Annotated in this window: 21 protein-coding genes; 7 read left to right on the forward strand and 14 right to left on the reverse strand. The window is 69.2% G+C overall.

Annotated features, from left to right (window positions below; genetic code table 11):
• The first annotated feature begins 65 nt into the window (after nucleotides 1-65).
• Nucleotides 66-1,124 (forward strand): anthranilate phosphoribosyltransferase, encoded by a 1,059-nt coding sequence (gene trpD, locus NRB56_RS05770; protein WP_153339400.1) that lies wholly within the window; start codon nucleotides 66-68, stop codon nucleotides 1,122-1,124.
• A 312-nt stretch (nucleotides 1,125-1,436) separates the two neighbouring features.
• Nucleotides 1,437-1,775, forward strand: a complete 339-nt coding sequence (locus NRB56_RS05775; protein WP_227837302.1) for a DoxX family protein — start codon at nucleotides 1,437-1,439, stop codon at nucleotides 1,773-1,775.
• Nucleotides 1,776-2,080: 305 nt separating this feature from the next.
• Here NRB56_RS05775 and NRB56_RS05780 read toward each other — a convergent pair whose 3' ends face one another.
• Complete coding sequence (locus NRB56_RS05780; RefSeq protein ID WP_319942600.1) at nucleotides 2,081-2,536, reverse strand: MarR family winged helix-turn-helix transcriptional regulator; 456 nt, start codon at nucleotides 2,534-2,536, stop codon at nucleotides 2,081-2,083.
• An 81-nt stretch (nucleotides 2,537-2,617) separates the two neighbouring features.
• Here NRB56_RS05780 and NRB56_RS05785 point away from each other — a divergent pair, with 81 nt between their 5' ends.
• Nucleotides 2,618-3,487 carry an NAD(P)H-binding protein gene (locus NRB56_RS05785; RefSeq protein WP_153339402.1) on the forward strand — a complete coding sequence of 290 codons (870 nt, stop codon included), beginning with the start codon at nucleotides 2,618-2,620 and terminating at the stop codon, nucleotides 3,485-3,487.
• Nucleotides 3,488-3,844: 357 nt separating this feature from the next.
• Here NRB56_RS05785 and NRB56_RS05790 read toward each other — a convergent pair whose 3' ends face one another.
• The 5 genes from NRB56_RS05790 to NRB56_RS39615 form a co-directional block, all read right to left on the reverse strand.
• On the reverse strand, nucleotides 3,845-4,297 hold the full coding sequence (locus NRB56_RS05790) for a MaoC family dehydratase (RefSeq protein WP_319942601.1): 453 nt from the start codon (nucleotides 4,295-4,297) through the stop codon (nucleotides 3,845-3,847).
• Nucleotides 4,294-5,781 carry a long-chain-fatty-acid--CoA ligase gene (locus tag NRB56_RS05795; protein WP_153339403.1) on the reverse strand — a complete coding sequence of 496 codons (1,488 nt, stop codon included), beginning with the start codon at nucleotides 5,779-5,781 and terminating at the stop codon, nucleotides 4,294-4,296. The genes NRB56_RS05790 and NRB56_RS05795 overlap by 4 nt, the downstream gene beginning before the upstream one ends.
• Nucleotides 5,782-5,812: 31 nt before the next feature.
• Complete coding sequence (locus NRB56_RS05800) at nucleotides 5,813-6,970, reverse strand: acyl-CoA dehydrogenase family protein (RefSeq protein ID WP_153339404.1); 1,158 nt, start codon at nucleotides 6,968-6,970, stop codon at nucleotides 5,813-5,815.
• A gap of 184 nt (nucleotides 6,971-7,154) precedes the next feature.
• Entirely contained in the window at nucleotides 7,155-7,913 is a 759-nt protein-coding gene (gene fabG / locus NRB56_RS05805; RefSeq protein ID WP_153339405.1) for a 3-oxoacyl-ACP reductase FabG, read from the reverse strand.
• Nucleotides 7,910-8,032: a hypothetical protein gene (locus tag NRB56_RS39615; protein WP_264766992.1), complete on the reverse strand. Its 123-nt coding sequence runs from the start codon at nucleotides 8,030-8,032 to the stop codon at nucleotides 7,910-7,912. Before NRB56_RS39615 ends, fabG begins: the two co-directional genes overlap by 4 nt.
• Before the next feature lie 130 nt (nucleotides 8,033-8,162).
• On the opposite strand from NRB56_RS39615, the gene NRB56_RS05810 reads away from it, so the two are divergent.
• Nucleotides 8,163-8,819 (forward strand): TetR/AcrR family transcriptional regulator, encoded by a 657-nt coding sequence (locus NRB56_RS05810; protein WP_153339406.1) that lies wholly within the window; start codon nucleotides 8,163-8,165, stop codon nucleotides 8,817-8,819.
• A 29-nt stretch (nucleotides 8,820-8,848) separates the two neighbouring features.
• Here the strand turns inward: NRB56_RS05810 and NRB56_RS05815 are convergent, their stop codons facing one another.
• The 5 genes from NRB56_RS05815 to cysD form a co-directional block, all read right to left on the reverse strand.
• Nucleotides 8,849-9,982, reverse strand: coding sequence for a sulfotransferase family protein (locus NRB56_RS05815; protein ID WP_153339407.1), 1,134 nt, complete (start codon nucleotides 9,980-9,982; stop codon nucleotides 8,849-8,851).
• A 19-nt stretch (nucleotides 9,983-10,001) separates the two neighbouring features.
• The gene (locus tag NRB56_RS05820; RefSeq protein ID WP_153339618.1) at nucleotides 10,002-10,769 is read right to left on the reverse strand and encodes an SDR family oxidoreductase; all 768 of its coding nucleotides are present in this window, start codon (nucleotides 10,767-10,769) and stop codon (nucleotides 10,002-10,004) included.
• A 5-nt stretch (nucleotides 10,770-10,774) separates the two neighbouring features.
• Nucleotides 10,775-11,941, reverse strand: coding sequence for a hypothetical protein (locus NRB56_RS05825; protein ID WP_153339619.1), 1,167 nt, complete (start codon nucleotides 11,939-11,941; stop codon nucleotides 10,775-10,777).
• Between the two features lie 488 nt (nucleotides 11,942-12,429).
• Nucleotides 12,430-14,355 (reverse strand): adenylyl-sulfate kinase, encoded by a 1,926-nt coding sequence (gene cysC, locus NRB56_RS05830; protein WP_153339408.1) that lies wholly within the window; start codon nucleotides 14,353-14,355, stop codon nucleotides 12,430-12,432.
• Nucleotides 14,355-15,260 (reverse strand): sulfate adenylyltransferase subunit CysD, encoded by a 906-nt coding sequence (gene cysD, locus NRB56_RS05835; RefSeq protein WP_153339409.1) that lies wholly within the window; start codon nucleotides 15,258-15,260, stop codon nucleotides 14,355-14,357. The genes cysC and cysD overlap by 1 nt, the downstream gene beginning before the upstream one ends.
• Nucleotides 15,261-15,351: 91 nt before the next feature.
• On the opposite strand from cysD, the gene NRB56_RS05840 reads away from it, so the two are divergent.
• The gene (locus tag NRB56_RS05840; protein ID WP_319942602.1) at nucleotides 15,352-16,395 is read left to right on the forward strand and encodes a helix-turn-helix domain-containing protein; all 1,044 of its coding nucleotides are present in this window, start codon (nucleotides 15,352-15,354) and stop codon (nucleotides 16,393-16,395) included.
• Between the two features lie 99 nt (nucleotides 16,396-16,494).
• Here NRB56_RS05840 and NRB56_RS05845 read toward each other — a convergent pair whose 3' ends face one another.
• Nucleotides 16,495-17,259 carry an SDR family oxidoreductase gene (locus NRB56_RS05845; RefSeq protein ID WP_153339410.1) on the reverse strand — a complete coding sequence of 255 codons (765 nt, stop codon included), beginning with the start codon at nucleotides 17,257-17,259 and terminating at the stop codon, nucleotides 16,495-16,497.
• 301 nt (nucleotides 17,260-17,560) lie between these two features.
• Between NRB56_RS05845 and NRB56_RS05850 the strand changes: the two genes are divergently transcribed.
• Complete coding sequence (locus NRB56_RS05850; RefSeq protein WP_153339411.1) at nucleotides 17,561-18,847, forward strand: FAD-binding oxidoreductase; 1,287 nt, start codon at nucleotides 17,561-17,563, stop codon at nucleotides 18,845-18,847.
• A 67-nt stretch (nucleotides 18,848-18,914) separates the two neighbouring features.
• On the opposite strand, the gene NRB56_RS05855 is transcribed toward NRB56_RS05850, so the two are convergent.
• Together NRB56_RS05855 and ctaC are read right to left on the reverse strand one after the other, a co-directional pair.
• A complete protein-coding gene (locus NRB56_RS05855; RefSeq protein WP_153339412.1) occupies nucleotides 18,915-19,331 on the reverse strand; it encodes a cytochrome c oxidase subunit 4 in 417 nt (138 codons plus the stop codon).
• A 29-nt stretch (nucleotides 19,332-19,360) separates the two neighbouring features.
• Nucleotides 19,361-20,359 carry an aa3-type cytochrome oxidase subunit II gene (ctaC, locus tag NRB56_RS05860; protein ID WP_153339413.1) on the reverse strand — a complete coding sequence of 333 codons (999 nt, stop codon included), beginning with the start codon at nucleotides 20,357-20,359 and terminating at the stop codon, nucleotides 19,361-19,363.
• 563 nt (nucleotides 20,360-20,922) lie between these two features.
• On the opposite strand from ctaC, the gene asnB reads away from it, so the two are divergent.
• Nucleotides 20,923-22,848 carry an asparagine synthase (glutamine-hydrolyzing) gene (gene asnB, locus NRB56_RS05865; protein WP_319942603.1) on the forward strand — a complete coding sequence of 642 codons (1,926 nt, stop codon included), beginning with the start codon at nucleotides 20,923-20,925 and terminating at the stop codon, nucleotides 22,846-22,848.
• Nucleotides 22,849-22,865: the final 17 nt, after the last annotated feature.

Here is a 22,865-nt window from a genome sequence, read left to right on the forward strand (position 1 = left end):
CTGCAAGGGCACTGGTTCCCGGCGTGCGCCGGCGGCCGACAGATGTCGCGACAGGAGTATTGGCGATGACCGCGCGCAGCTGGCCCGAAATCCTCGGGTCCCTCACCGATGGTGTCGATCTCACCGCGGACGAGGCTGCCTGGGCCATGGACGAGATCATGTCCGACAACGCCACCTCGGCGCAGATCGCGGCCTTCGGCGTCGCGATCAAGATGAAGGGCCCCACCCCCACCGAACTGTCCGGCCTGGCCACCGGGATGCTCCGGCACGCCACCCGGGTGCCGCTGACCACCCCGGCCATCGACATCGTCGGCACCGGTGGCGACCGCTCCGGTTCGGTGAACATCTCCACCATGTCGTCGGTGGTGGTGGCCGCCGGCGGGATCCCCGTGGTCAAGCACGGCAATCGCGCGCTGTCCTCGCGCAGCGGCGGCGCGGACGTCCTGGAGGCGCTCGGCGTCCGGATCGCGCTGGGCCCCGACGCGGTCCTGGCCTGCGTGGACCAGGCGGGCATCGCCTTCTGCTTCGCCCCGCTCTACCACCCGGCCCTGCGGTTCGCCGGCGCCGCCCGCAAGGAGATCGGCATCCCGACGGTCTTCAACGTGCTCGGCCCCCTGACCAACCCGGCCCAGCCCGCGGCCGGCCTGATCGGCTGCGCCTTCCCCGCCCTGCTCCCGGTGATCGCCGGCACCTTCGCCGAACGCGGCGCCAACGCCCTGGTCGTGCGCGGCGACGACGGCCTCGACGAGATCACCACCGCCGACCGCTCGCGCGGCTGGGTGGTCACCGGCGGCCGCGCCACCGAGATCGTCATCGACCCGGTCCGCCTGGGCATCCCCCGCGTCGAGCCCGCGGCCCTGCGCGGCGGCGACGCCACCGCGAACGCCGCCATCGCCCGCGACATGTTCGCCGGCGCCCCCGGCCCGGTCCGCGACGCCGTCCTGCTGAACTCCGCGGCCGCCATCACGGCCTACGAACTCACCCCCGAGGTCGCCGCCGGCGACCTCCACGACACCCTCGCCGCCAACCTCGTTCGCGCCGCAGCGGCCGTCGACTCGGGTGCCGCCACCGCCCTGCTGGACCGCTGGGCCACCCTGAGCCACAAGCTCGGCGACGAGCAGTAGCCCGGTCGCGGCCCCGGTTCGAGGCGGCCGACCCACGGCAGCTCGGCCCGGACACCGGTCCGCCTTGGCGCCGGTCCAGGCGGTGCGATTGTCCGGAATGCGCCTAGGATCGAGGTGGGCTTGCGCCGATCATGATCGGGTAGGTCTTCGAACGAACCGTTTCCCATTCGGCCGCTGCGCGGCCGCCGGAAGGAGCGCTCGATGCCCACTACACAGATTGCCGACGCGCCCGGGTCCGAGATCTCGGCCCAGGACCCCGGCGAGCGAACGCCACCGGCTCGCACGCTGGCCCGCACCCTCCTCGCCGGCGCGATGGTCTTCGCCGGACTCAGCCACATATTCTGGGGCAGAACGGCTTTCCAGGCGCAGGTACCGGACTGGGTGCCGCTGGACAAGGACGGCGTGGTCATGGCGTCCGGCGGCGTGGAGATCACCCTCGGCGCCATGCTGCTGCTGGCCCGTGACGATCGGGCCCGGATCGGCCGGCTGCTCGCGCTGTTCTTCGTCGCGGTCTTCCCCGGCAATCTCGCCCAATACCTCGGCCGCCGTGACGCTTTCGGGCTCGACACCGACCGCAAGCGGCTCATCCGCCTGTTCTTCCAGCCGGTACTCGTGCTGTGGGCATTGTGGAGCACCCGACCGAAACGCTGATTCCCGAGCCGGCCGGGACACAGTAGCGCGCAACAGCCCGAGGAGGATGCTCCGGTGACTCCGGAGTCGGCTCCATACAGTCGGCGCGGCAATCGGCTCTATACAGTCGGCGCGGCAGCGGTCGAGTCACCCTGCCGCGCAACGGATCTGCGAGGTTCTCCCGCGCATGCGCCACCGGTCCGGGGCTGCGATATCGGCCCGACACTACGCCACCGGCCTGGGGCTGCGACATCGGCCCGACACTGCGCGACCGGCCTGGGCTGCGACATGCCCAGGGCGGCCGGGCCCGGAGCCTGCCCACGAGTTCAGTCGGGGATCGCGTCGGTGTGGTCGGTCGGTTCGCCGACCAATTCCGCTGCGGCGTCGTGGATCTTGGACAGCGCGTGCAGCAGCTGCGTGAGTTCCGCTGCGGTGAGTGTCGCGGTTACCTTGTCCTCCAATGCTTTCCGTTCGTGCGCGATCGGAACCTGTAGCGCACGACCAGTTTCGGTGAGCCATAACCGGACCAGGCGCGCGTCCTTGTCGTCGCGGCGCCGCTCCAGTAGACCCGAGGCGGTCATGCGGTTGGCCATCTTCACCACCGTCGGCGTGGTCACGTTCAGGGCGGCGGCCATCTCCCCCGGGGTGCGGCCGTCGTTCTCCCACAGCACCGCCAGCACCAGGTTCTGACCGAGGTGCAGTCCGTGCCGCCGCATATCGCGATCGGCCAGCGCCCGCACCAATTTCGAGGTGCGGCCGTGCAGGTCGAGGAACTCCGGCACGGGTCTCCTTCGGGTTGACGGATGGATCGTTTGCCGTCTAACGTTCTATTCGTTAGACGGCAAACGATCTGGAGGAACACAATGATACTGGTCACCGGGGCCACCGGGAACGTCGGCCGTGAGCTGGTCCGCGAACTCGATCGGCGGGGCCACGCGGTGCGGATGCTGGTCCGGGATCCGGCGCGAGCAGCGGACGTGCCGGAGCGCGTGGCGCGGGTCGTCGGCGATCTCACCGAATCATCGACGCTCGCAACGGCTTTCGAAGGCATCGACGCGGCCTTCCTGCTGCTGCCAGGCCTGGCGGTGACCCCCGCCGCCGATGCCGTGGCCGCGGCCCAGCTGGCCGGGGTGCGGCGGCTGGTCCTGCTGTCGTCGTTCAATGTGCTCGGCGACCCGATGCCGATGATGGGCCGCTGGCACCACGAACGCGAGCAGATCGTCCGCGGCAGCGGCATTCCCGCGACGATCCTGCGACCCGGCGGTTATATGACCAACGCCCTGGAATGGGTGGCGGCCGTCCGATCCGGCGAACCGGTCCTGGATCCGAGCGGGCCGGGCCGCTACGCGCCGATCGATCCGGCCGATATCGCGGCGGTAGCGGCCGTGGCCCTCACCGAAGACGGCCACGCCGGCGCCGAATACGTCCTCACCGGCGACGAAGCCTTCACCATCGCCGAACAGGTGGCGGTGCTGGCCGCGACGCTCGGCCACGACATCCCGGTGCGCACGGCCGCCACCCCGGAAGAGGCGGTCCGCGCCCGCTATTCGAACGGAGCCCCGCCCGCGCTGGCCGAGGCCATCCTCGAGGGCTTCACCCTGATGCGCGCCGACACCGTGGGCCTGCGCACCGACACCGTCGAGAAGCTGCTCGGCCGCCGCCCCGCCCGCTTCGCCGACTGGTGCGCCCGCAACGCCGGCCGCTTCCGGACCTCGGCGGACACCGAGCACTGAGCATCGGGCCGCTCGCCCGTGTGGTCGTCGGCGCTGGGGAAGTCGTGTGACACGGCCGTTCCCGCCGAGCACCGGCCACCGGGACGATCACGACCGACCCGGTGAAAAGTACTGAGCTCGAACAGTTTCCGGACCGACACCCACAGGCACGGTCCGGCGCCGATCAGCGGACGTCGGCACCGCGGAGGCGAGATCCCTTGATACCAAGCGATGTTCGCCTGCCGCGGAGTCCGCCACACCATCACCGGAGTCGGCCGGGGCCGCATCGCCCGCGGCCGCTCCGTACGCGGCACGTATGCGGCGCTCCGACCGAGCCGATTCCGGCGCCCCACGAGATCCGCTGCACCCCCGGCGAACTCAGCCCAGCAGGCGCACGATGCTCTCCGCGACGCAGGCCGGCTTCTCGGCGCCCTCGAGTTCGATGGTGACGGTACGCACCGATTCGATGCCGCCGGGGACGTCCTTCACCGCGTCCAGGGTGACCCGGGCGCGGATCCGGCCGCCCACCGGGACCGGGGTGATGAAGCGAACCCTGTTGAGGCCGTAGTTGATTCCCATCTTCACCCCGCCCACCGTCACGGCCTGATTCACCAGCGGCACCGACAGCGACAGGGTGAGGAAGCCGTGGGCGATCGGGCGGCCGAACGGGCCGGCGGCGGCGCGCTCCGGGTCGACATGGATCCACTGGTGGTCGTCGGTGGCGTCGGCGAAGGTGTCGATGCGATCCTGTTCGACGGTGAGCCAGTCGCTGACGCCGATCTCGGTGCCGACCGCCGCCCGGAAGGCGTCGAAGTCCGGGTAATCCGTCACAGGTATCGCTCCTTCAGTTCGCGCTTGAGCACCTTGTGGGTGGGGCCCAGCGGCAGTTGATCCAGGAATTCGACGCGGCGCGGATATTTGTACCGGGCCACATGTTCCTTGGCGTAGTCGATGATCTCCGCGGCGGTGACCTCGCCGTCGGGCACCACGATCGCGACGACCTCCTCGCCGTACTTCTCGTCCGGCACACCGATCACCGCGACCTGGGCGACCCTCGGATGCCGCAGCAGCGCGGCCTCCACCTCGGTGGGATACACGTTGAACCCGCCGCGGATGATCATCTCCTTGATCCGGCCGACGATGCTCAGGAAGCCGTCGGCATCCTTGACGCCCAGGTCGCCGGTGCGGAACCAGCCGTCCACCACGGCCGCCGCGGTGGCCTCCGGATTGCCGATGTACCGCTCGAACACGTTGTGCCCCCGCACGACCACCTCGCCGACCTCGCCCTGCGGCAGGAACACGATCTCGTCGGCCACGGCCGGATCGGCGATCTCCGCGTTCACGCCCCACACCGGCAGCCCGACCGTATTCGGCTTGATGCCCAGCAGCGGCTGGTTCACGGTCACCGTCGGCGAGGTCTCCGACAGGCCGTAGCCCTCCAGCACCGGCGCGCCGTACCCGGCCTCGAAATCCTCGAGCACCGACGGCGGCAGCGAGGCGCCGCCGGAGATGCAGAATCGCAGCCGCGGCAGCCGGTCCGCCGCCCGTCCGGCCTTGATCAGCTCGACGAACATGGTCGGCACCCCGTGGAAGATGTTCACTCCCTCGGCCACCATCAGCTCGACGGCCGCCTCGGCGCTGAACCGCGGCAGCAGCACCAGCGCCGCGCCGGCCCGCCACTGCGAGTTCAGCGACACCGTCTGCCCGAACACGTGGAACAGCGGCAGCGCGCCGAGCGCGATGTCGTCGGCGGTGACGTGGTTGGCGTCGTAGGTGTTCACCGTCGCGCACATGACCATATTGAGGTGGGTGAGCTCGGCGCCCTTGGGCCGGCCGGTGGTGCCGCTGGTGTAGAAGATCACCGCCGGGTCCAGCGGGCCGCGGGTCACGAACGTCGGGATCGGCTCCCCGGCCACCAGGCTCTTCGGGTCGATACTCGGGATGCCGACCCGCGCGGCGGCGGCCTCGCCGACCGGCGCCACCATCGGATGCGCCAGCAGCAGCGCGGCACCGCTGTCGCGCAGCACGTGTTCCACCTCGTCGGCGGACAACAGCAGATGCACCGGCACCACGACGCCGCCCGCGGCCAGGATCGCGTAGTAGGCGCGCGGGAAGTCCGCGACGTTCGGGCACATGAGCGCGACCCGGTCGCCGGGCCGCACCCCGCGCTCGATCAGCGCCGCCGCCTGTTCGCGGACCTGTCGCCACATCTCGGCGAAACTGATTCGCTGCTCGCCCTCGACGAGGGCCACCTTGTCCGGCACGCGCCAGGCGGGCTCGGCGAGGATACTCGCCACCGACAGCGTCGCGGTCATCGAATGCGCCTCCCTACCAACAGGTTCCGGCCTACAGACCCATATCCTTGGCGATGATCGTCTTCATGATCTCGTTGGTGCCGCCGTAGATCCGGTTCACCCGATTGTCGGCGTACAGCCGCGCGATCGGGTACTCGTTGATGAATCCGTAGCCGCCGTGCAGCTGCAGGCAGCGGTCGATCACCCGGGCGGCGACCTCGGTGCAGAACAGCTTCGCCGAGGCGGCGTCGGCCGCGGTCAGGGTGCCCGCGTCGAGCGCCTCGATCGCGCGGTCGGAGACCGCCTCGGCGGCGTCGACCTCGGCCTGGCAGGCGGCCAGTTCGAACTTGGTGTTCTGGAAACTCGCGACCGGCTTGCCGAACACGTTGCGCTGCCGGGTGTACTCCGTGGCGAACCGGATCGCCGCCGCGGCCTGCGCGTACGCGCCGACGGCGATGGACAGCCGCTCCTGCGGCAGGTTCTGGCCGAGGTAGGAGAAGCCGCGGTGCTCCTCGCCGAGCAGGTCCTCGACCGGCACCCGCACGTCCGTGAAGGACAGTTCGGCGGTGTCGGAGGTCCGCAGCCCGAGCTTGTCCAGCTTGCGGCCGACGGTGTACCCCTGCGACTTGGTGTCCACGACCAGCAGCGAGATGCCGAAGCGGCGGTCGTCCTCGCGCGGCGCGGCGGTGCGGGCGCAGACGATCACCCGGTCGGCGTGCACGCCGCCGGTGATGAAGGTCTTGGCGCCGTTGAGCACGTAGTGGGTGCCGTCCTCGGACAGCTTCGCGGTGGTCTTCATTCCGGCCAGGTCGGAGCCGGTGCCGGGCTCGGTCATCGCGATGGCGAACATGATCTCGCCGGCGATGAAGCCGGGGAACCAGCGCTGCTTCTGCTCCTCGGTGGCGAGCTTCTTCAGATACGGCAGGCACAGCCCGACGTGCACCCCGGAGCCGCCGAGCGACACACCCGCGCGGTGCACCTCCTCCACGAGGATGGCCTCGAACTTGAACGACTCGATGCCCGCGCCGCCGTACTCCTCCGGCACCTCGATCCCGAAGATGCCCAATTCGCCGAGCTTGTAATAGAACTCGCGCGGCACGAGGCCGGCGGCGTACCACTCGTCGTGATGGGGCACGACCTCGGACTCGAGGAACGAGCGGACGGTCTTGCGGAAGGCTTCGTGATCTTCGTTGTAGAGGGTGCGCTGCATGGGGTGACTCCTGATATATCGATACTGCTCGCGACGAACGGTCACGGTGCCGAACTCGGTGACGTTGTCGCGCAGAGGGACTCAGCGGCGGTGCCGCTCATGGGGCCGACGCACGGCGCCGCTGGGGGAACCGGGTGGGCACCGTCGCCGTGGGGACCTCGGCGACGGTGCCGCGCAACCGGATTCAGAGTTTCCGGCCGCCGTCGACGTAGATCGTCTGGCCGGTGACGAAGGACGCCTCGTCGGACACCAGGAAGGCGACCACGTTGGCGATGTCCTCCGGCTTGCCGACCCGCCGGACGGGGGTGACCGCGGCGGCCTGCTCGGCCATCTGCTCGAGGGTGACGCCCACGCGAGCGGCGGTGGCGGCGGTCATCTCGGTGACGATGAAGCCCGGCGCGATCGCATTGACATTGATCCCGTAGGGTCCCAATTCGATCGCGAGCGTGCGGGTGAAGCCCTGGATGCCGGCCTTGGCGGCCGAGTAGTTGGCCTGGCCGCGGGCACCGAGCGCGGACACGCTGGAGGTGTTGACGATCTTGCCGTACTTCTGCTCGACCATGTATTTCTGCACGGCCCGGCTGCACAGGAACGCGCCGCGCAGATGGACCGACAGCACGGTGTCCCAGTCGTCGACCGACATCTTGAACAGCAGATTGTCGCGGATGACGCCGGCGTTGTTCACCAGTATGTCCACCGAACCAAGTTCGGCCACAACATGTTCCACGGCCGCGTTCACCTGCGCTTCGTCGGTCACGTTGCAGGCCACCGGGATCGCGGTGGCGCCGGCGGCGGTGAGCCGTTGCGCGGTTTCGGCGCAGGCGTTCTCATCGAGGTCGGCGACGGCCACGGCGATGCCCGCGGCGGCCAGCCGGGCTGCGGTGCCCGCGCCTATGCCACGGGCGGCTCCGGTGATCAGGGCCACCTTGCGCTTGTCGGTCATGAAATCTCCTGACGGTGAGGCTGGGCCCGGGCGGCGGCGTAGGGCACGACGCGCGTATCGACCCGGTCGCGGGCGACGTCGCGCACCTGCCGATGGTCGTCGCCGAGCTCGAGGTCCATATCCGGAAACTCCTAACCAAACGTTGTTAGGTTACTGCCGCACGATATCCTAACAACGTTCGTTTATTCAAGGTCCCCGGGTGGTCGGTGATAGGTTCGACATCCGTTCAACCTGTGGAGGAGGTGCACCATGGCCAGGCCCCGCGTGCCGTTGCTCAGTCGAGAGCGCATTCGCGACGCCGCACTGGAGTTGATCGACCGCGACGGGCTACCGGAGCTGTCCATGCGCAAGCTCGCCACGGAACTCGGTGTGTCGGCGGCCTCGCTCTACGGGCACTATCCGAACAAGGACGATCTGCTCGGCGATATCGCCCGCGACGTGATCGAGCGGGTGGACACCTCCGCCTTCGAGACCACGCCCTGGCAGCAGGGCCTCACCGCGTGGGCCCGCTCGTACTGGTCGGCGCTGGTCGCGCACCCGAATTTCGTGCCGTATCTCGCCACCGGGCCGGGCCGCAGCGACGCCGGGCTGCGGATGGCCGACGCCGTGCACGGCGGACTGGTGCGGGCCGGCTGGCCGCCGCGCGACGCCACCATGATCGGCGCCTCGACCCGCTATCTGGTGCTGGGCTCGACGATCGGCTCGTTCTCCCGCGGCTTCGACGACGACGTGCAGGTGTACCGGGATCGCTACCCGCATCTGGAACAGGCGCATCTGCTGCGCGCCAAGGCAGACGAAATCGACACGCAGAGTTTCGAATTGGCGCTTCAGGCGTTCGTGGACGGACTTCAGGTGCGGTACACCGCGATTCAGGACCGGCGGGCGGCGCGCCGCCGCCGGTCCTGAACGGTGTTGTCACGCAAGATACTTCGGGCTCAGCCCGCGAAGTACTCCTTCACCTGCGCCTCGGTGAGGCCGTAATCGGCCAGCGTGTAACGGTGATCCGGTTTGCGATCGCCGGTGCGGCTCTCCTCGTCCAGTGCCGACATCGCGGAGCGGGCCGGGTCGTCGAGTTCCAGGCCGAAGGCGCGGTAGATCCGTTCCACCGTCCCCATCGGATCCGCGCGCAGATCCGCGAAGTCGACGTCGATGAACTGCGCGGGATCGTAACGCCCACGGGCCGCGGTGAATTCGCGCAGGCCGCGGGACCACAACTCCAGCTGGCTCTCGCCGATGCGCGCACCGGTGAAGGTATTCGACCAGCCGCGGGCGGCATGGTCGGACAGGCTGCACGAGGAGGCCATCGCGACCACCGGATCCCGGTGCGTCTGCACGATCAGCGCGTCCGGATAGGCCGCCATCAGCGCGTCGAGGGCGAACATGTGGCTGGGGTTCTTCAGGATCCAGCGCCGGGTGTCGTTCAGTCCGATCAGTTGCAGGTTCTTGCGATGCCGCACATAGGCATTCGTCCAGTCCTGGCGTCGCAACCACTGTGAATAGCTCGGCAGGTACGCGAGGCTCTCGTACGCCACCGATTTCACCGTCTGGCGCAGCAACTGCCAGCATTCCTCCACATCGGCGGCGCTGATGTAGTGCACGCCCATGAATTCCGGATTCTCGACATGGTGCTGGGCGAAGCCCGCCTCGAGCTGCTGATAGACCGGATTGTCCGCCCAGGTCTCCCGGGGCGGGCGTGGCTGCGGGAATTCCGACAGCCACAGTTCCAGCGCCTGATGCCGCGGATCGGCGGCGAGCAGCCGGTGTAGCGCGGTGGTGCCGGTGCGCGGCAGGCCGGTCACGAAGATCGGCCGCTGGATCGGGGTGTCGGCGTAACCCGGATTCGCCCGCCAGGCCGCCTCGCTCAGCGCGCGGGCCACCAGGGCGCCGCGCAGGAAGTAGCGGTTCATCTTGCTGCCGAGCTCGGTGAGATCGGCGTCGCGGCGGTAGGACTCGAGCAGCACACCGAGGGCCTCGGTGTAGTCGTCGATCCCGAAATCCTCCAGGCCACACATCTTCGTGGCCGAGAAGTGCAGATCCTCGACGGTGCCGACATCGGTACGGGGGGTCATCGATACTCCTCGGGGCCGGTCAGGCGTGGTACTCGCCACAGTTGACGTCGAGCGTCTGGCCGGTGATGGCGCTGGCCCAGTCGGAGGCGAGAAAGACCACGGCACGGGCGATCTCGTCCGGTTCGGGCAGCCGCTTCAGATCGGACCGGCCCGCGGTCTGGTCGTAGACCTGCTCGGCGGTGATGCCGTACTTCTTCGCCACCTCGGCGAAATACCACTTCAACTGGTCGTCCCAGATGTAGCCCGGCGCGACGCTGTTGATCCGGATCCCCTTGCCGCCCAACTCCGTCGCCAGCGTCTGCGACATCGCCAGCAGCGCCGCCTTGGACAGTTTGTAACTGCCGTACCGCGGTTCCGAATGCCGCAGCACCATCGAATTGATCATGACCACCGAGCCACGGGTCTCGGCCAGCGTCGGGGTGAACGCCTTGGTCATGCGCAGCCCGCCGAGCACGGTCAGGTCCAGGCTGTCGCGGATCTGCTGGAAGTCGGTGCGCTCCAGCGGTTTCATCGACGGCACGGCGAACGCGTTGTTCACCAGGGCGTCCACCCGCCCGAAGGTGTCGACGGTGCGGTCCACCAGATTCGCCACCGCGGCGTCGTCGGTGATGTCGGTCGGCACCACCAGCGTTCGCGACGGCGCGATCTCCGCCGCGACCTCCCGCAACCTGGATTCGGTGCGGGCCGCCAGCACCACCGCCGCGCCGGCCTCCGCCGCCGCCCGGCACACCGAGCGGCCGAGCCCCGGCCCGACCCCGCTGACGACGACCACCTTGTCGTCCAACATCGCTTTCACGCGAGCATCCTCTCCGCGAATCCGCGCTGCCGCTGCGCGATCCGCGCCCGCCAGCCGTCCTCATCGATCCGATTGGTGTCATGGAAGGGCAGATGGGCGGGCACCTCGTCGATCGGCACCAGCGCGATCGACGGCCCCTCGGCGGGCATGATCGGCCGATGGGTGCGCTGCCAGCGGAACTGCATGATGCCGCGGCGGCGCCCGGTCGTCTCCACCCAGTTGGCGATCCCGGGATTGCGCGCGGAGATCACCAGCCGGATCATCCCGTCCGGATCCACCTGCGCCTGTGCGCTGTTCAGGCTCGTCTGGTGGTTGACGTAGTCCAGCGAGATGTACCAGCGGCTGCCCAGCTGGAAACCCTGATACGGCACATCCGATTTCGGCACCGTCACCACCAGCGCCTGATCCTCGGCCAGATCGAAGTGCCCCACCGACGAGTACTGGGTGGCCAGGCCGCCCGGGGTCAGCCGCGGCTCGGTGAGCGTGTTCACCGGCAGATCCAGATAGAACCACTTCGGGAAGTTGAACCAGGTGTGGATGCGCTGCACCAGCATTCGCCCCGCCACCCGATACCGCCTGCGCAGCACCGCCAGATCCGGTTCGGCCGGAGCGGTCCCGGCCGTGTCGACCCGCTCGATGCGAATCGTGCCCTTGCGCTCGGCATTCCAGTCGCCGTACACCTCACGAACCGCCAGCATCGAGGAACCCTCGCCGAGCACGAAGTAGTTCGGACCCGGATCCTCCTTGGGCGGACCGAACCTCACCCGGTAGCTCCCGTCGGCGTCGATCTCCAGCCGCCGGTCGTCGAAGGCGTCGTCCCCGCCGGGCACATTGGTCGAGGTGTAGTCACCCTTGAGTACCTGGAAGCTCAGATCCACTGTGCTGCCGCGAGTTCCGGTGAGCAGATACTCCGCGCCGGCCTCGACGTTCGCGTGGTAGTAGAGCGTGTCCGGATTGTCCAGCGCCATCTTGGTGGTCGGCCCCGTCGACGCCACGAACGACGGATGGGTCGTGCCGTGCACCCGGGCCAGCTGCACACAGGCCGCGATACTGCCCGCCAGATAGTCGTAGCCCTCGGCCAGGTCGTGCTCGTCGGTGATGAAATCCGCTGCGGCAACCAGCCTCTCGGCCTCCGCGACCGCCGCCAGGAACGGCTCGGTCAGCGGCGGTACCGGTGGAGCGAGGGCCGCCCCGGAGGGTTCGCGCGGCACCGCCCCGGAGGGATCGCGCGGCACCAACCCGGAAGCGTCGCGCGACACCGCCCCGGAAGCGTCTTGAGGCACCGCCCCGGAAGCGTCTTGAGGCACCGCCTCGGCAACATCGCGCGGCACCGCCCCGCTCGTGACGGGTTGTTCCATGAATGGTCCTCCTGCATCAATCGATCTGACGGACATGCGATGACGGCCCCGGCCTCAGCGCTGCTCTCCGGACACGGGCTCACGGCGCCGCCCGACGCCGGCGGCCACCGCGCGCGGCCGCACCGACCACCGCACCCGCGGGGCCGAGCAATCCCGCCGACGGTATCGCGGCTCGGACCGGCAATCAGGGCACCGCCCGGCACCGGCACTCGTCGCGTGGCCCGGTGACGAAAGTCGCAGCGCTGCATCGTGTTCGGTGGCAGTAGCGCCGTCACCGCCGCGTCGTCCGGCGCTCACAGCCGCAGCGCCGCGCGGATGCGGGCGGCGATCTCGGCAGGATCGCCGTCCTCGGGAGTGACGGTCAACTCCGGTCGCTCCGGCCGCTCGTAGGGCGAGTCGATGCCGGTGAAGTGTCGCACCTCTCCGGCACGGGCGCGGGCGTACAGCCCCTTCGGATCCCGGTTCTCGCACACCCGCAGCGGGGTATCGACGAACACCTCGCCGAACGGTAATCCCTTGTCCGCGTGCACCTGCCGGGCCTGGTCCCGCTGCGCGGCGAACGGACTGATCAACGAGACGATCGCGACGACACCGGCATCCGCGAACAGCGACGCCACCTCCGCGACCCGGCGGATGTTCTCCCGCCGGTCGTCGTCACCGAAACCGAGGTCGGCGTTCAGCCCGTGCCGCAGATTGTCCCCGTCCAGCAGATAGGCCGGCCGCCCCGCCGCCACCAGTTGCCGTTCCAATTCCACGGCAATGGTGGACTTCCCGGAGGCCGACAACCCGGTGAGCCAGACGGTCGCCCCCGCGTGCGGCCGATCCTCCCGGCCGACCGCCGACCCGTGCCACACCACCTCGGCGGCCCGTTCCGAGCGCGAACCGGTGTCGCGAGCGAGGATCATGCCCGCCGCGACCGTCTGATTCGTGGTCTCGTCGATCAGGATGAAGCTACCGGTACGACGGTTGTCGCGATAGGCGTCGAACATCAGCGGTTGCCGCGCGTGCAGACTCACTCGCGCGATGTCGTTCAGCGCCAGGCTTTCCGCACCCTCGACCCGATGCAGCGTGTTCACGTCGAGCCGGTACTCCAGCCCGGTGACCCGCACCCGGGTCGTCTGCCCAGCGGTGCGGATCGAGTAGTCACCGCCGGACCGCAGCACGGTCGAGTCGGAGAACCAGCACACCATCGCGTCCAGATCCCGATCGAGGTGCGGCCGGTTGCCCGGCCGCGCGATCATGTCGCCGCGCCCCACGTCGATGTCGTCGGCGAGAGTCAGCGCGATCGCCATATCGGTGAACGCCTCCGCCACCGGCGCACCACCCGGTCCCCAGATCCGTGCCACCCGCGTGGTCCGCCCGGACGGCAACACCACCACCTCGTCACCCGGCTTGAAGATCCCACCCGCCACCGTGCCCGCGTAACTCCGCTGCGCCGCAATACCGTTCGCCGCCGAATCAAACAGGGCCGCAGGAGTTCCCGGTGCCACGATGTCGGCCGGGTCGCCCGCGGCCGCCGCCGGAGCGTGCCGGATCACATACTGCACAGGCAATCTGGCGTCGATCAGGTTGCGGTCCGAAGCGATGTGCACATCCTCCAGATGCCGCAGCAGCGGCGCCCCCGCGAACCACGGCATGTGCGCCGAAGCCTCGACCACATTGTCGCCCAACAGGGCCGAGACCGGCACGAAGCTGAGATCGCCGACGGTCAGCTTGGCCGCGAAATCCGCGAATTCGGCACGGATCTCACCGAACCGCGCCTCCGACCACCCCGCCAGATCCATCTTGTTCACGCACACCACGAGATGCGGCACCCCGAGCAGCGCGGCCAGAAAGGCGTGCCGCCGGGTCTGCTCCACCACCCCCTTGCGCGCGTCGATGAGGATCAGCGCCAGATCCGCGGTAGAGGCTCCGGTCACCATGTTCCGGGTGTACTGCACATGCCCCGGAGTGTCGGCAATGACGAATTTCCTTCGCGGCGTGGCGAAGTACCGATATGCCACGTCGATGGTGATGCCCTGCTCGCGTTCCGCGCGCAACCCGTCGGTCACCAATGCCAGATCCGTCGCCGGATCGCCGCGCTGCGCACTGGCCCGCTCGATCGCCTCCAGCTGATCGGTGAACAGATTCTTCGAGTCGTACAGCAGCCGCCCGATCAGCGTGGACTTGCCGTCGTCGACACTGCCGGCGGTCGCCAGCCGTAACAGATTGCGGCCCATCAGAAGTAGCCCTCCCGCTTGCGATCCTCCATGCCGGAGTCCGAGATCCGGTCGTCGGCGCGGGTCGCCCCGCGTTCGGTCAGCCGGGTGACCGCGATCTCGGCGATCACCTCCGCCGGAGTGGCGGCCGTACTCTCGACACACCCGGTGCAGGTCGCGTCGCCGACGGTGCGGAAACGCACGGTCTCCTCCCGGATCGGCTCGTCCGCCCGCGAGGACAGGAACCGGTTGACCGCCAGCAGCATTCCGTCCCGCTCGAACACCGCGCGCCGGTGCGCGTAGTACAGCGGCGGCAGTTCGACCCCCGCCCGATCGATGTACTCCCAGATATCGAGCTCAGTCCAGTTCGACAGCGGGAACACCCGAATGTGCTCGCCCGCACGGTGTCTGCCGTTGTACAGGTTCCAGATCTCCGGCCGCTGCGCCCGAGGTTCCCACGCGCCGTACTCGTCCCGGAAGCTGAACACCCGTTCCTTGGCCCGCGCCTTCTCCTCGTCGCGACGCGCCCCGCCGAACACCGCGTCGAAGCGCCCCTCCCCGATCGCCCGCAGCAAGGTGGTGGTCTGCAACCGATTCCGGGTCTCCCCCGCCCGCTCGACCGCCCGTCCCGCATCGATGTCGTCCTGCACCCGAGCCACCAGCAGCCGGGCCCCGAGCCGTTCGGCCGTGCGATCGCGGAACTCGAGCACCTCGTCGAAGTTGTGCCCGGTATCGACGTGCAACAGCGGGAACGGCAGCGGCGCGGGCCAGAACGCCCGGGCCGCCAGTTCCAGCATCACCGCCGAATCCTTGCCGCCGGAGAACAACAGCACCGGCCGCTCGAAGGCCGCCGCGACCTCCCGGAAGATGTGCACCGATTCGGCCTCGAGGGCCGCCAGATGCGACAGCTCGTATCCCGTCCGCATCACTGTCCCGCCCGCGCCGAGTCCCCTCCCACGCCCGCCGCCGAAGCGCCCGGATTGTGGTGTCGAATATTCGACGCTATCGTTCGATATTGTGACACCGACGATAGGCCCGACCGGGCACGCCGGTCAAGAACCTGTTCTAGAAAATGCCCCGGATCGCGACAACCCCACCCCCGCGCAACGGGCGTCGCGGGCGAAAGCCCACCCGTCCCCCACGGCCCCGGAAGCCCGCCCGACACCCGGCGGCGCGTCCACACCCCTCCCCACAGGCGTCGAAGCGCCCGAAACCGTCGCCTCCCCGCCCACCCATCGGGTGGTGCAAGTGGTGGAACTGCTGTCCCGCCGCCCGGCCGAGCACCTGTCGCTCGCCCGGATCGTCCGCGACACCGGCCTGTCCCGCGCCACCGCGCACGCCGTCCTCACCCAGCTCACCGCCGACGGCTGGACCATCCGCGACGCGGACGGCAACTACGGCCTGGGCCTCGGCCTGCTGACGGTCGCTCGCCGCGCCGAGAACGCCTTCCCATTGCGCCGTCTGGCCCGTGGCCCGCTGCGAGACCTGGCCGCGCACTGCGACATTCCGGTCTTCCTCGCCGAACGCGCCGACGACGCCATCGTGATCACGGAGGTGGTCGGCACCCCCTCCCTCCCCTGGATCCGCCAGGGCCGCCGCCTCCCCTACGCCCCACCCGTGGCCCGCGAATTCGTCGCCTGGGCACCGGATTCCGAACGCCGCGCCTGGCTGGCCCGAGCCGACCCCACCCAATCCGCCCGCCTGGATGCGATCCTGTCGGCCGTCCGTACCCGCGGCTACTCCGTGGAACGCCTCGCCGACGAGGCCGCCCCCATGCTGGAAGCCCTTGCCACTCTTCGTGATTCCCCCGTCACCGACCCGCTCCGGCAACGCCTGGGCGCCCTGATCGCCGACCTGATCACCATCGACTATCTCCCCGACGAACTGGGCGCGGAGAACGCCGTCGTCACGGTCGCCGCCCCGATCTTCCACGGCGACACCGTGGCCGCCGCTGTCGTCGCCTGCCCCGACACCCGCCTCACCGCCGCCGCCCTGGCCGACCTCGGAGCAGCCGCCACCGCCACCGCCGGCGCTGTCACCCGGTCGATGACCGCCCGATAACGAAACATACTGTCCACCAACATATATCTGGAACCCGCGGCCCGCGCGAGGTGACGGCGCCGTCGGCGGTCCGGGCCGCCACCGCCGCCTCCCGCCCGCTCAGCGCACGCGATACGCCGCCGCCGGGTCGGTGGCGACGTATTCCGCCCAGGTCTGGGTGCCCTCGGTGTGGTCCGGACAGGTGTTGTAGCCCGCCCGGAAACCCCGGGCGATCGCACCCGGCAGGCGCACCGGCACGATCGGGCGCGAACCCCGGTGGCCCGCGCGCCACACCTCCGCCATCTCCGCGAGCGTCAGCACTTCGGGACCGCCGAAATCCTCCCGGCGCCACAGCGGCCGACCCTCGATCAGATCGGCGATCCGGACCGCGACATCCTCCGCCGCCACCGGCTGGAAGCGGAAGTCCGTGGGCAGCGGCGCCACCGGGAGCCGCCCCGCCTGGTGCAGCACCGCGGCGATCAGATCGTGGAACTGGGTGGCGCGCAGGATGGTGTGCGGCAACAGGCTGCCCGCGATGATGTCCTCGCAGGCCAGCTTTCGCTGGTAGTAGCGGAACGGGATCCGATCGATACCGACGATCGAGACGTACAGCAGATGCGACACGTCGCCGATCTCCGCCAGCAGGTTCCGGGTCTGCACCACGTCCGGCTTCCCGAACTTCCGGAAATCCGAGGCCGCGTGCACGATCAGATCCGCGCCGGCGGCCGCCGCCCGCACCCCGGCCCCGGTCGTCAGATCGCCCACATGGGTGCCCGCGCCCGCCCTGCGGGACAACACCCGCACGTCGTGACCCCGCACCCGCAACCGCGTGACGATGTGCTGCCCCAGCACGCCGGTACCGCCGGTAACCAGAACCGTTGCCATAGCTGTATGCCTACCCCCACACGCTCACACCCACAAGCATGCACGCACCCGACATCCCCCCGCACCACACGAATCCCCAACCCCGAAACCCGCCCCACCCCAGCACACCCGCACACCAGGACACCAGGACACCACCGACCGAGCCGGAACGTCGAGGCCCGCCCCGGGGCTGGACTGACGGAGGCGGGGGAGCGAAGCGGAGGAGCCGGAGGAGGGAAGCCCCGGGGTCACGAGGGCCTCGACAGCCGAAGCGAAGCGGAGGCCAAACAATCCAGCCCCGCATATGGTTAGCTGTGGGGTCATGAGCACGACGCTGGCCGCCACCCCTCCTGCGGAGTACGTACCTCGCGATACCGCGGATGTCGTTCGCACGGTTCGCGATTCACGACCGCGACCGCTGACCATCCGGGGCGGCGAACGCGGCGGCGAACATGAGGACCGTCCGGTCGCCCCCGATCGGCGTGTCGTGCTCTCGCTGCGCCGGATGAACCGGGTGCAGGCGGTCGACGCCGACGCCCGGCTGGTCCGGGTACAGGCCGGCGCCCGGCTGTCCGACATCGACCGCACCCTCGGCGCGCACGGCCTCGGCCTGCCGGTCGTCGGCGACCATCGGGAGATCACCGCCGGCGGATTCGCCGCGGTGGGCGGGCTTTCCGCCGCCTCGCACCGCTACGGCATGTTCAGCGACAACGTGGTCTCCCTCGAATACGTCGATCCCGAGGGACGTTTCGGCACCTGCGGCCGCACCCACCACAGCGAGCGGTTCCACCGCATCCTCGGCAGCGCCGGGCGGGCGGGCATCATCACCGCGCTGACGCTGGAGGCCGTCGAGGTCGACAAGGACCGCACCTGGCTGACCTCCGACGCGCACCGCTTCCTCGACTTCGACACCTTCGTCGAGCATTCGCTGGCCGAGATCAACCGGCCCGGCGACGCCCTGCTCCAGGTGGGCCGCTGGGTCGACACCGCGCCGCTGCGAGTGGCCCGCCCGGTCGGCAGCGGCCAGCTGCAGCTGGGCACCGTCCGCTTCGGCCAGTGGTCGAGCCTGCACCCGGCCACCGCCACCCCGTCGCTGCGCGCCCGCCGCGAACTCGGCGCCCGCGCCCGCAAGGGCCTCGGCGCGATCGCCTCGCACGCCAGCGGCCGCGCCGCCATGCCGGTCCGGCACGCCGCCGCCGGCGCGCTCATGTTCTCCCCCAAGGTGCTCACGCTGCGCGACGCCGAATACCTCGCCGACACGGTCATCAGCTCGTCGGGCGAGCGCGGCCCCGCCTACCGGGTCGCCGTGTTCGCGCCGCTGTCGAGCTACCACTCGGTCTTCCACCGGCTGCACGACCTGCTCACCGAGCGCCGCGAGCACGCCGACTGCTTCACCGTCATCTCGGCGCAGACCTACGGGGTGCGGTCGCCGTATCTGCACGACCAGGTCGGCGAGGACCACGGCTACATCAGCTTCACCTGCCGGCTGCGGCCGCCGAGCAACTACCCGGGCAAGCGCGGCACCCCCGAACTCCTGCACGACATCGACGCCGCCGTCGACGACATCTGCGCCTCCGAGCGCGGCCAGCGCTACCACATCCCGCACTAGTCACAAGCGAAAAACCGCCCCCGAGAGAATCTCTCGGGGGCGGTTCGCTGCTGTGGCTACGCGGAGATCAGTGCTTCTCCGGGCCCACGTGGTACTCGAACACCAGCCCGGCCGCCGCGGTGAGGATGCACACCACACCGAGCCCGATCAGCCAGAACTGGAAGAAGGCGAATCCGGTCGCGGTCACCGCGGCGGCGCCGGCGAGCAGGATGGGCCAGAACGACCCGGGCGAGAAGAAGCCGAGGTCACCGGCGCCGTCGGCGATCTCCGCGTCCTCGAAGTCCTCCGGCCGCAGGTCCAGGCGGCGGGCGACGAAGCGGAAGTAGGTGCCGACGATCAGCGTCAGGCCCGCCGTCAGCACGATCGCGGTGGTGCCGGCCCATTCCACACCGGTGCGCGACTCGCCGGTGAAGAAGGCGTAGACGACCGCCACGATGATGAAGAACACCGTGAGCAGCTCGAAGATGCGTGCTTCGACCTTCATGTCAGATCACATTCCTCTTTCGCGCTCGGTTACTTGCTCTCGGCCTGGCTGGCTTCCCGCGACGAGCGCGAGGTGTCGAACGGGTGCGTGGACGTCGCGACCGGCGACTCCTTGATGGACGCGAGCGCCTCGGCGTTCGTCTTGCCGGCCTCCCGGGCGGCGAGGTACTGCTGGAACTTCTCCGGCGACACGGCCCGGACCTCGAAGTTCATCATCGAGTGGAAGGTACCGCACATCTCCGCGCAGCGGCCGACGAAGGCGCCTTCCTTCTCGATCTTCGTGATCTGGAAGACGTTGTCGGAGTGGTTCTCCTTCGGGTTCGGCATCACGTCCCGCTTGAACAGGAACTCCGGGACCCAGAAGGAGTGCACGACGTCGGCGGAGGCGATCTGGAACTCGATGTTCTTGCCGGTCGGCAGCACCAGGACCGGGATCTCCGAGCTGGAGCCGACGGTCTCGACCTTGTCGTAGTGCAGGTAGCTGATGTCCTGGGCGGGCAGGCCGTGGTCGGGGCCCGGCTGCGCGTGGCCGTTGGCCTTGCGCTCCTTGTACTCGTCGATGATCTCCTGGTTCAGGCCCTGACGGGTGGTGTCCACCCCGTCGTAGACCTGGCCGTTGTCACCGACGACCTTCTGGTAGCCGAACTTCCAGTTCCATTGGAACGCGGTCACATCGACGACCACGTCCGGGTTGGAGACCTTCTCGTGCACGTAGTTCTGCACGACCACGGTGAAGTAGAACAGCACCGCGATGATGACGAACGGGATCGCGGTGTAGGTCAGCTCCAGCGGCACGTTGTAGCCGGTCTGCCGGGGGAACTCCGGGGAGGTCGCCTTCTTGCGGTGGAACGCGACGGTCCAGAAGGTCAGCCCCCACACCAGCACACCCATGGCCAGAGCGGCAATGACCGACCACGTCCACAGCTCGCGCATCTTGGTCGCCTGCGGGGTGATACCCGACGGCCAGCCGAATCGCAGCACGGGATTGTCGATCGAGCAGCCGGAGACGAGCATCACGGTGATCCCCATGGCCACCGCCAGCCCGGCCCGCCGAAGGATGCGACCCCGCCCCGGTGCGGGGCGCGCTCCTGTCGCTTCGCTCGCCTTGTGCGTCACGCTCAACGCCTTCCTGGTCGTCCATCCGACTCATGAGCCCGCCCGGATGGCCGGACGGTCCATATTCAGCACGTTCGGGCCACTCCCGGGCTGTGCGCCCACGAGGCTGCCGACCGCACGCAACGCACGACCGACCGCTCGAGTTCCCGAGTACTACGCAGCGTAGACCAAACGAGCTACGACGTTGTCCCGGGGTCTGATTCGTGTCTGTGTTAAATGCCGACACTCACGACTCTCGAGTTCGCCATTCGTTTACGCGCAGGTCGAGGCCCGCCCCGGGCCTGGACTGACGGAGGCGGGGGAGCGAAGCGGAGGAGCCGGAGGAGGGAAGGCCCGGGGTCACGAGGGCCTCGACAGCCGGAGCGGAGCGGAGGCCATCAAATACTGCGTTGCGGGGGTGGGTACGGCATACTCGGAGACTGATTTCGCATGGCTCCGACCGCCGACCCCGATACCGGAACGAGGTTCTCGACGCAGTGTGTGGACTGCTCGGCTTTCTGACCGCTGATGTAGCGACCGACGCGGTCGTCCAGCAGGTGTACGACGCGCTGCACTGTGGCCGCCATCGGGGGCCCGACGAACGCGGGACCTGGCACGACGAGAACATCATCCTCGGTTTCAACCGGTTGTCGATCATCGATATCGACAACTCGCATCAGCCGTTGTTCTGGGGGCCGGCGGACGAACCGGAGCGGTACGCTCTCGCGTTCAACGGGGAGGTCTACAACTATCTGGAGTTGCGGCAGCAGCTCGCGGACGAGTTCGGGGCCGAATTCCGTACCGAGGGGGACGGCGAGGCCATCGTCGCGGGCTACCACTACTGGGGTACCGAGGTTTTCGCGCGGCTGCGCGGGATGTTCGCGTTCGCGATCTGGGACACCCGGACTCGGCGATTGGTATTGGCGCGCGATCCGTTCGGGATCAAGCCGTTGTTCCTGGCCACCGGGCCGAACGGGACCGCCTATGCCAGCGAGAAGAAGAGTCTGCTGGAGTTGCTGCCGGCGCTCGGGCTGTCCGACGAGCTGGATGTGCGGGCGCTGGAGCACTACACCGTGCTGCAGTACGTGCCGGAACCGGAGTCGCTGCATCGGGATGTGCGCCGGCTCGAGTCGGGGTGTTACGCCACCCTCACGCCCGGGTCCGAGCCGGAGGTGAACAGGTATTTCGTGCCGACGTTCCGGGTGCGGCCGTTCGGGCCGGGCAGCGAGACGAAGCGGTACGAGGAGATCGCCGACGTGCTGTCGGACTCCGTCGCCAAGCACATGCGCGCGGATGTCACCGTCGGAGCCTTCCTCTCGGGTGGGATCGACTCCACCGCCATCGCGGCGCTGGCGATCCGGCACAACCCGAACCTGCTGACCTTCACCTCCGCTTTCGAGCGGGAGGGGTATTCCGAGGCCGATGTGGCCGCGGAGACCGCGGCGGCGATCGGCGCGAAGCACTACATCCGGACCGTGGGGCCGGAGGAGTACGCCGCGGCGATTCCGAAGATCGTCTGGTACCTCGACGATCCGGTGGCCGACCCGGCGCTGGTGCCGCTGTACTTCGTCGCCGAGGAGGCCCGCAAGCACGTCAAGGTGGTGCTCTCCGGTGAGGGGTCCGACGAGCTGTTCGGCGGGTACACGATCTACCGGGAACCGTTGTCGCTCAAGCCGTTCGAATACCTGCCCGGACCGCTTCGCGCGCTGGCCGGCCGGCTGTCGGAGCGGATTCCGGACGGGACCCGCGGCAAGAGCCTGCTGCATCGCGGGTCGCTGCCGCTGGAGCAGCGCTACTACGGCAACGCGCGCAGCTTCAGCGACGCCCAATTGCGTTCGGTGCTGCGGGAATTCCGGCCCGAGTGGACCCACCAGGACGTGACCGCGCCGATCTACACCCGCTCGCGCGGCTGGGATCCGGTGGCGCGCATGCAACATCTGGACCTGTTCACCTGGCTGCGCGGCGACATCCTGGTCAAGGCCGACAAGATGACCATGGCCAACTCGCTGGAGCTGCGGGTGCCGTTCCTGGATCCCGAGGTCTTCGCGATCGCCGAACAGCTGCCGTACGAGCAGAAGATCACCAAGGAGACCACGAAGTACGCGCTGCGCCGGGCGCTGGCGACCATCGTCCCGCCGCACGTCCTGCACCGGCCCAAGCTCGGTTTCCCGGTCCCGCTGCGGCATTGGCTGCGCGGACCGGAGCTGTACGACTGGGCGGCCGTGCAGATCGCCGAATCGCAGACCGACCACCTGCTGGACAAGTCCGCGATCAAGGCGATGCTGGAGGCCCACCGCACCGGTCCGGTCGACCACAGCCGGCGGCTGTGGACGCTGCTGGTGTTCATGGTCTGGCACGGCATCTTCGTCGAGAACCGGATCAAGCCCGACATCCAGGAGCCCGCGTACCCAGTGCGGCTGTAGTACCCCGCGTGACCGGT

Source organism: Nocardia aurantia (assembly GCF_009604425.1).
GTDB lineage: Bacteria > Actinomycetota > Actinomycetes > Mycobacteriales > Mycobacteriaceae > Nocardia > Nocardia aurantia.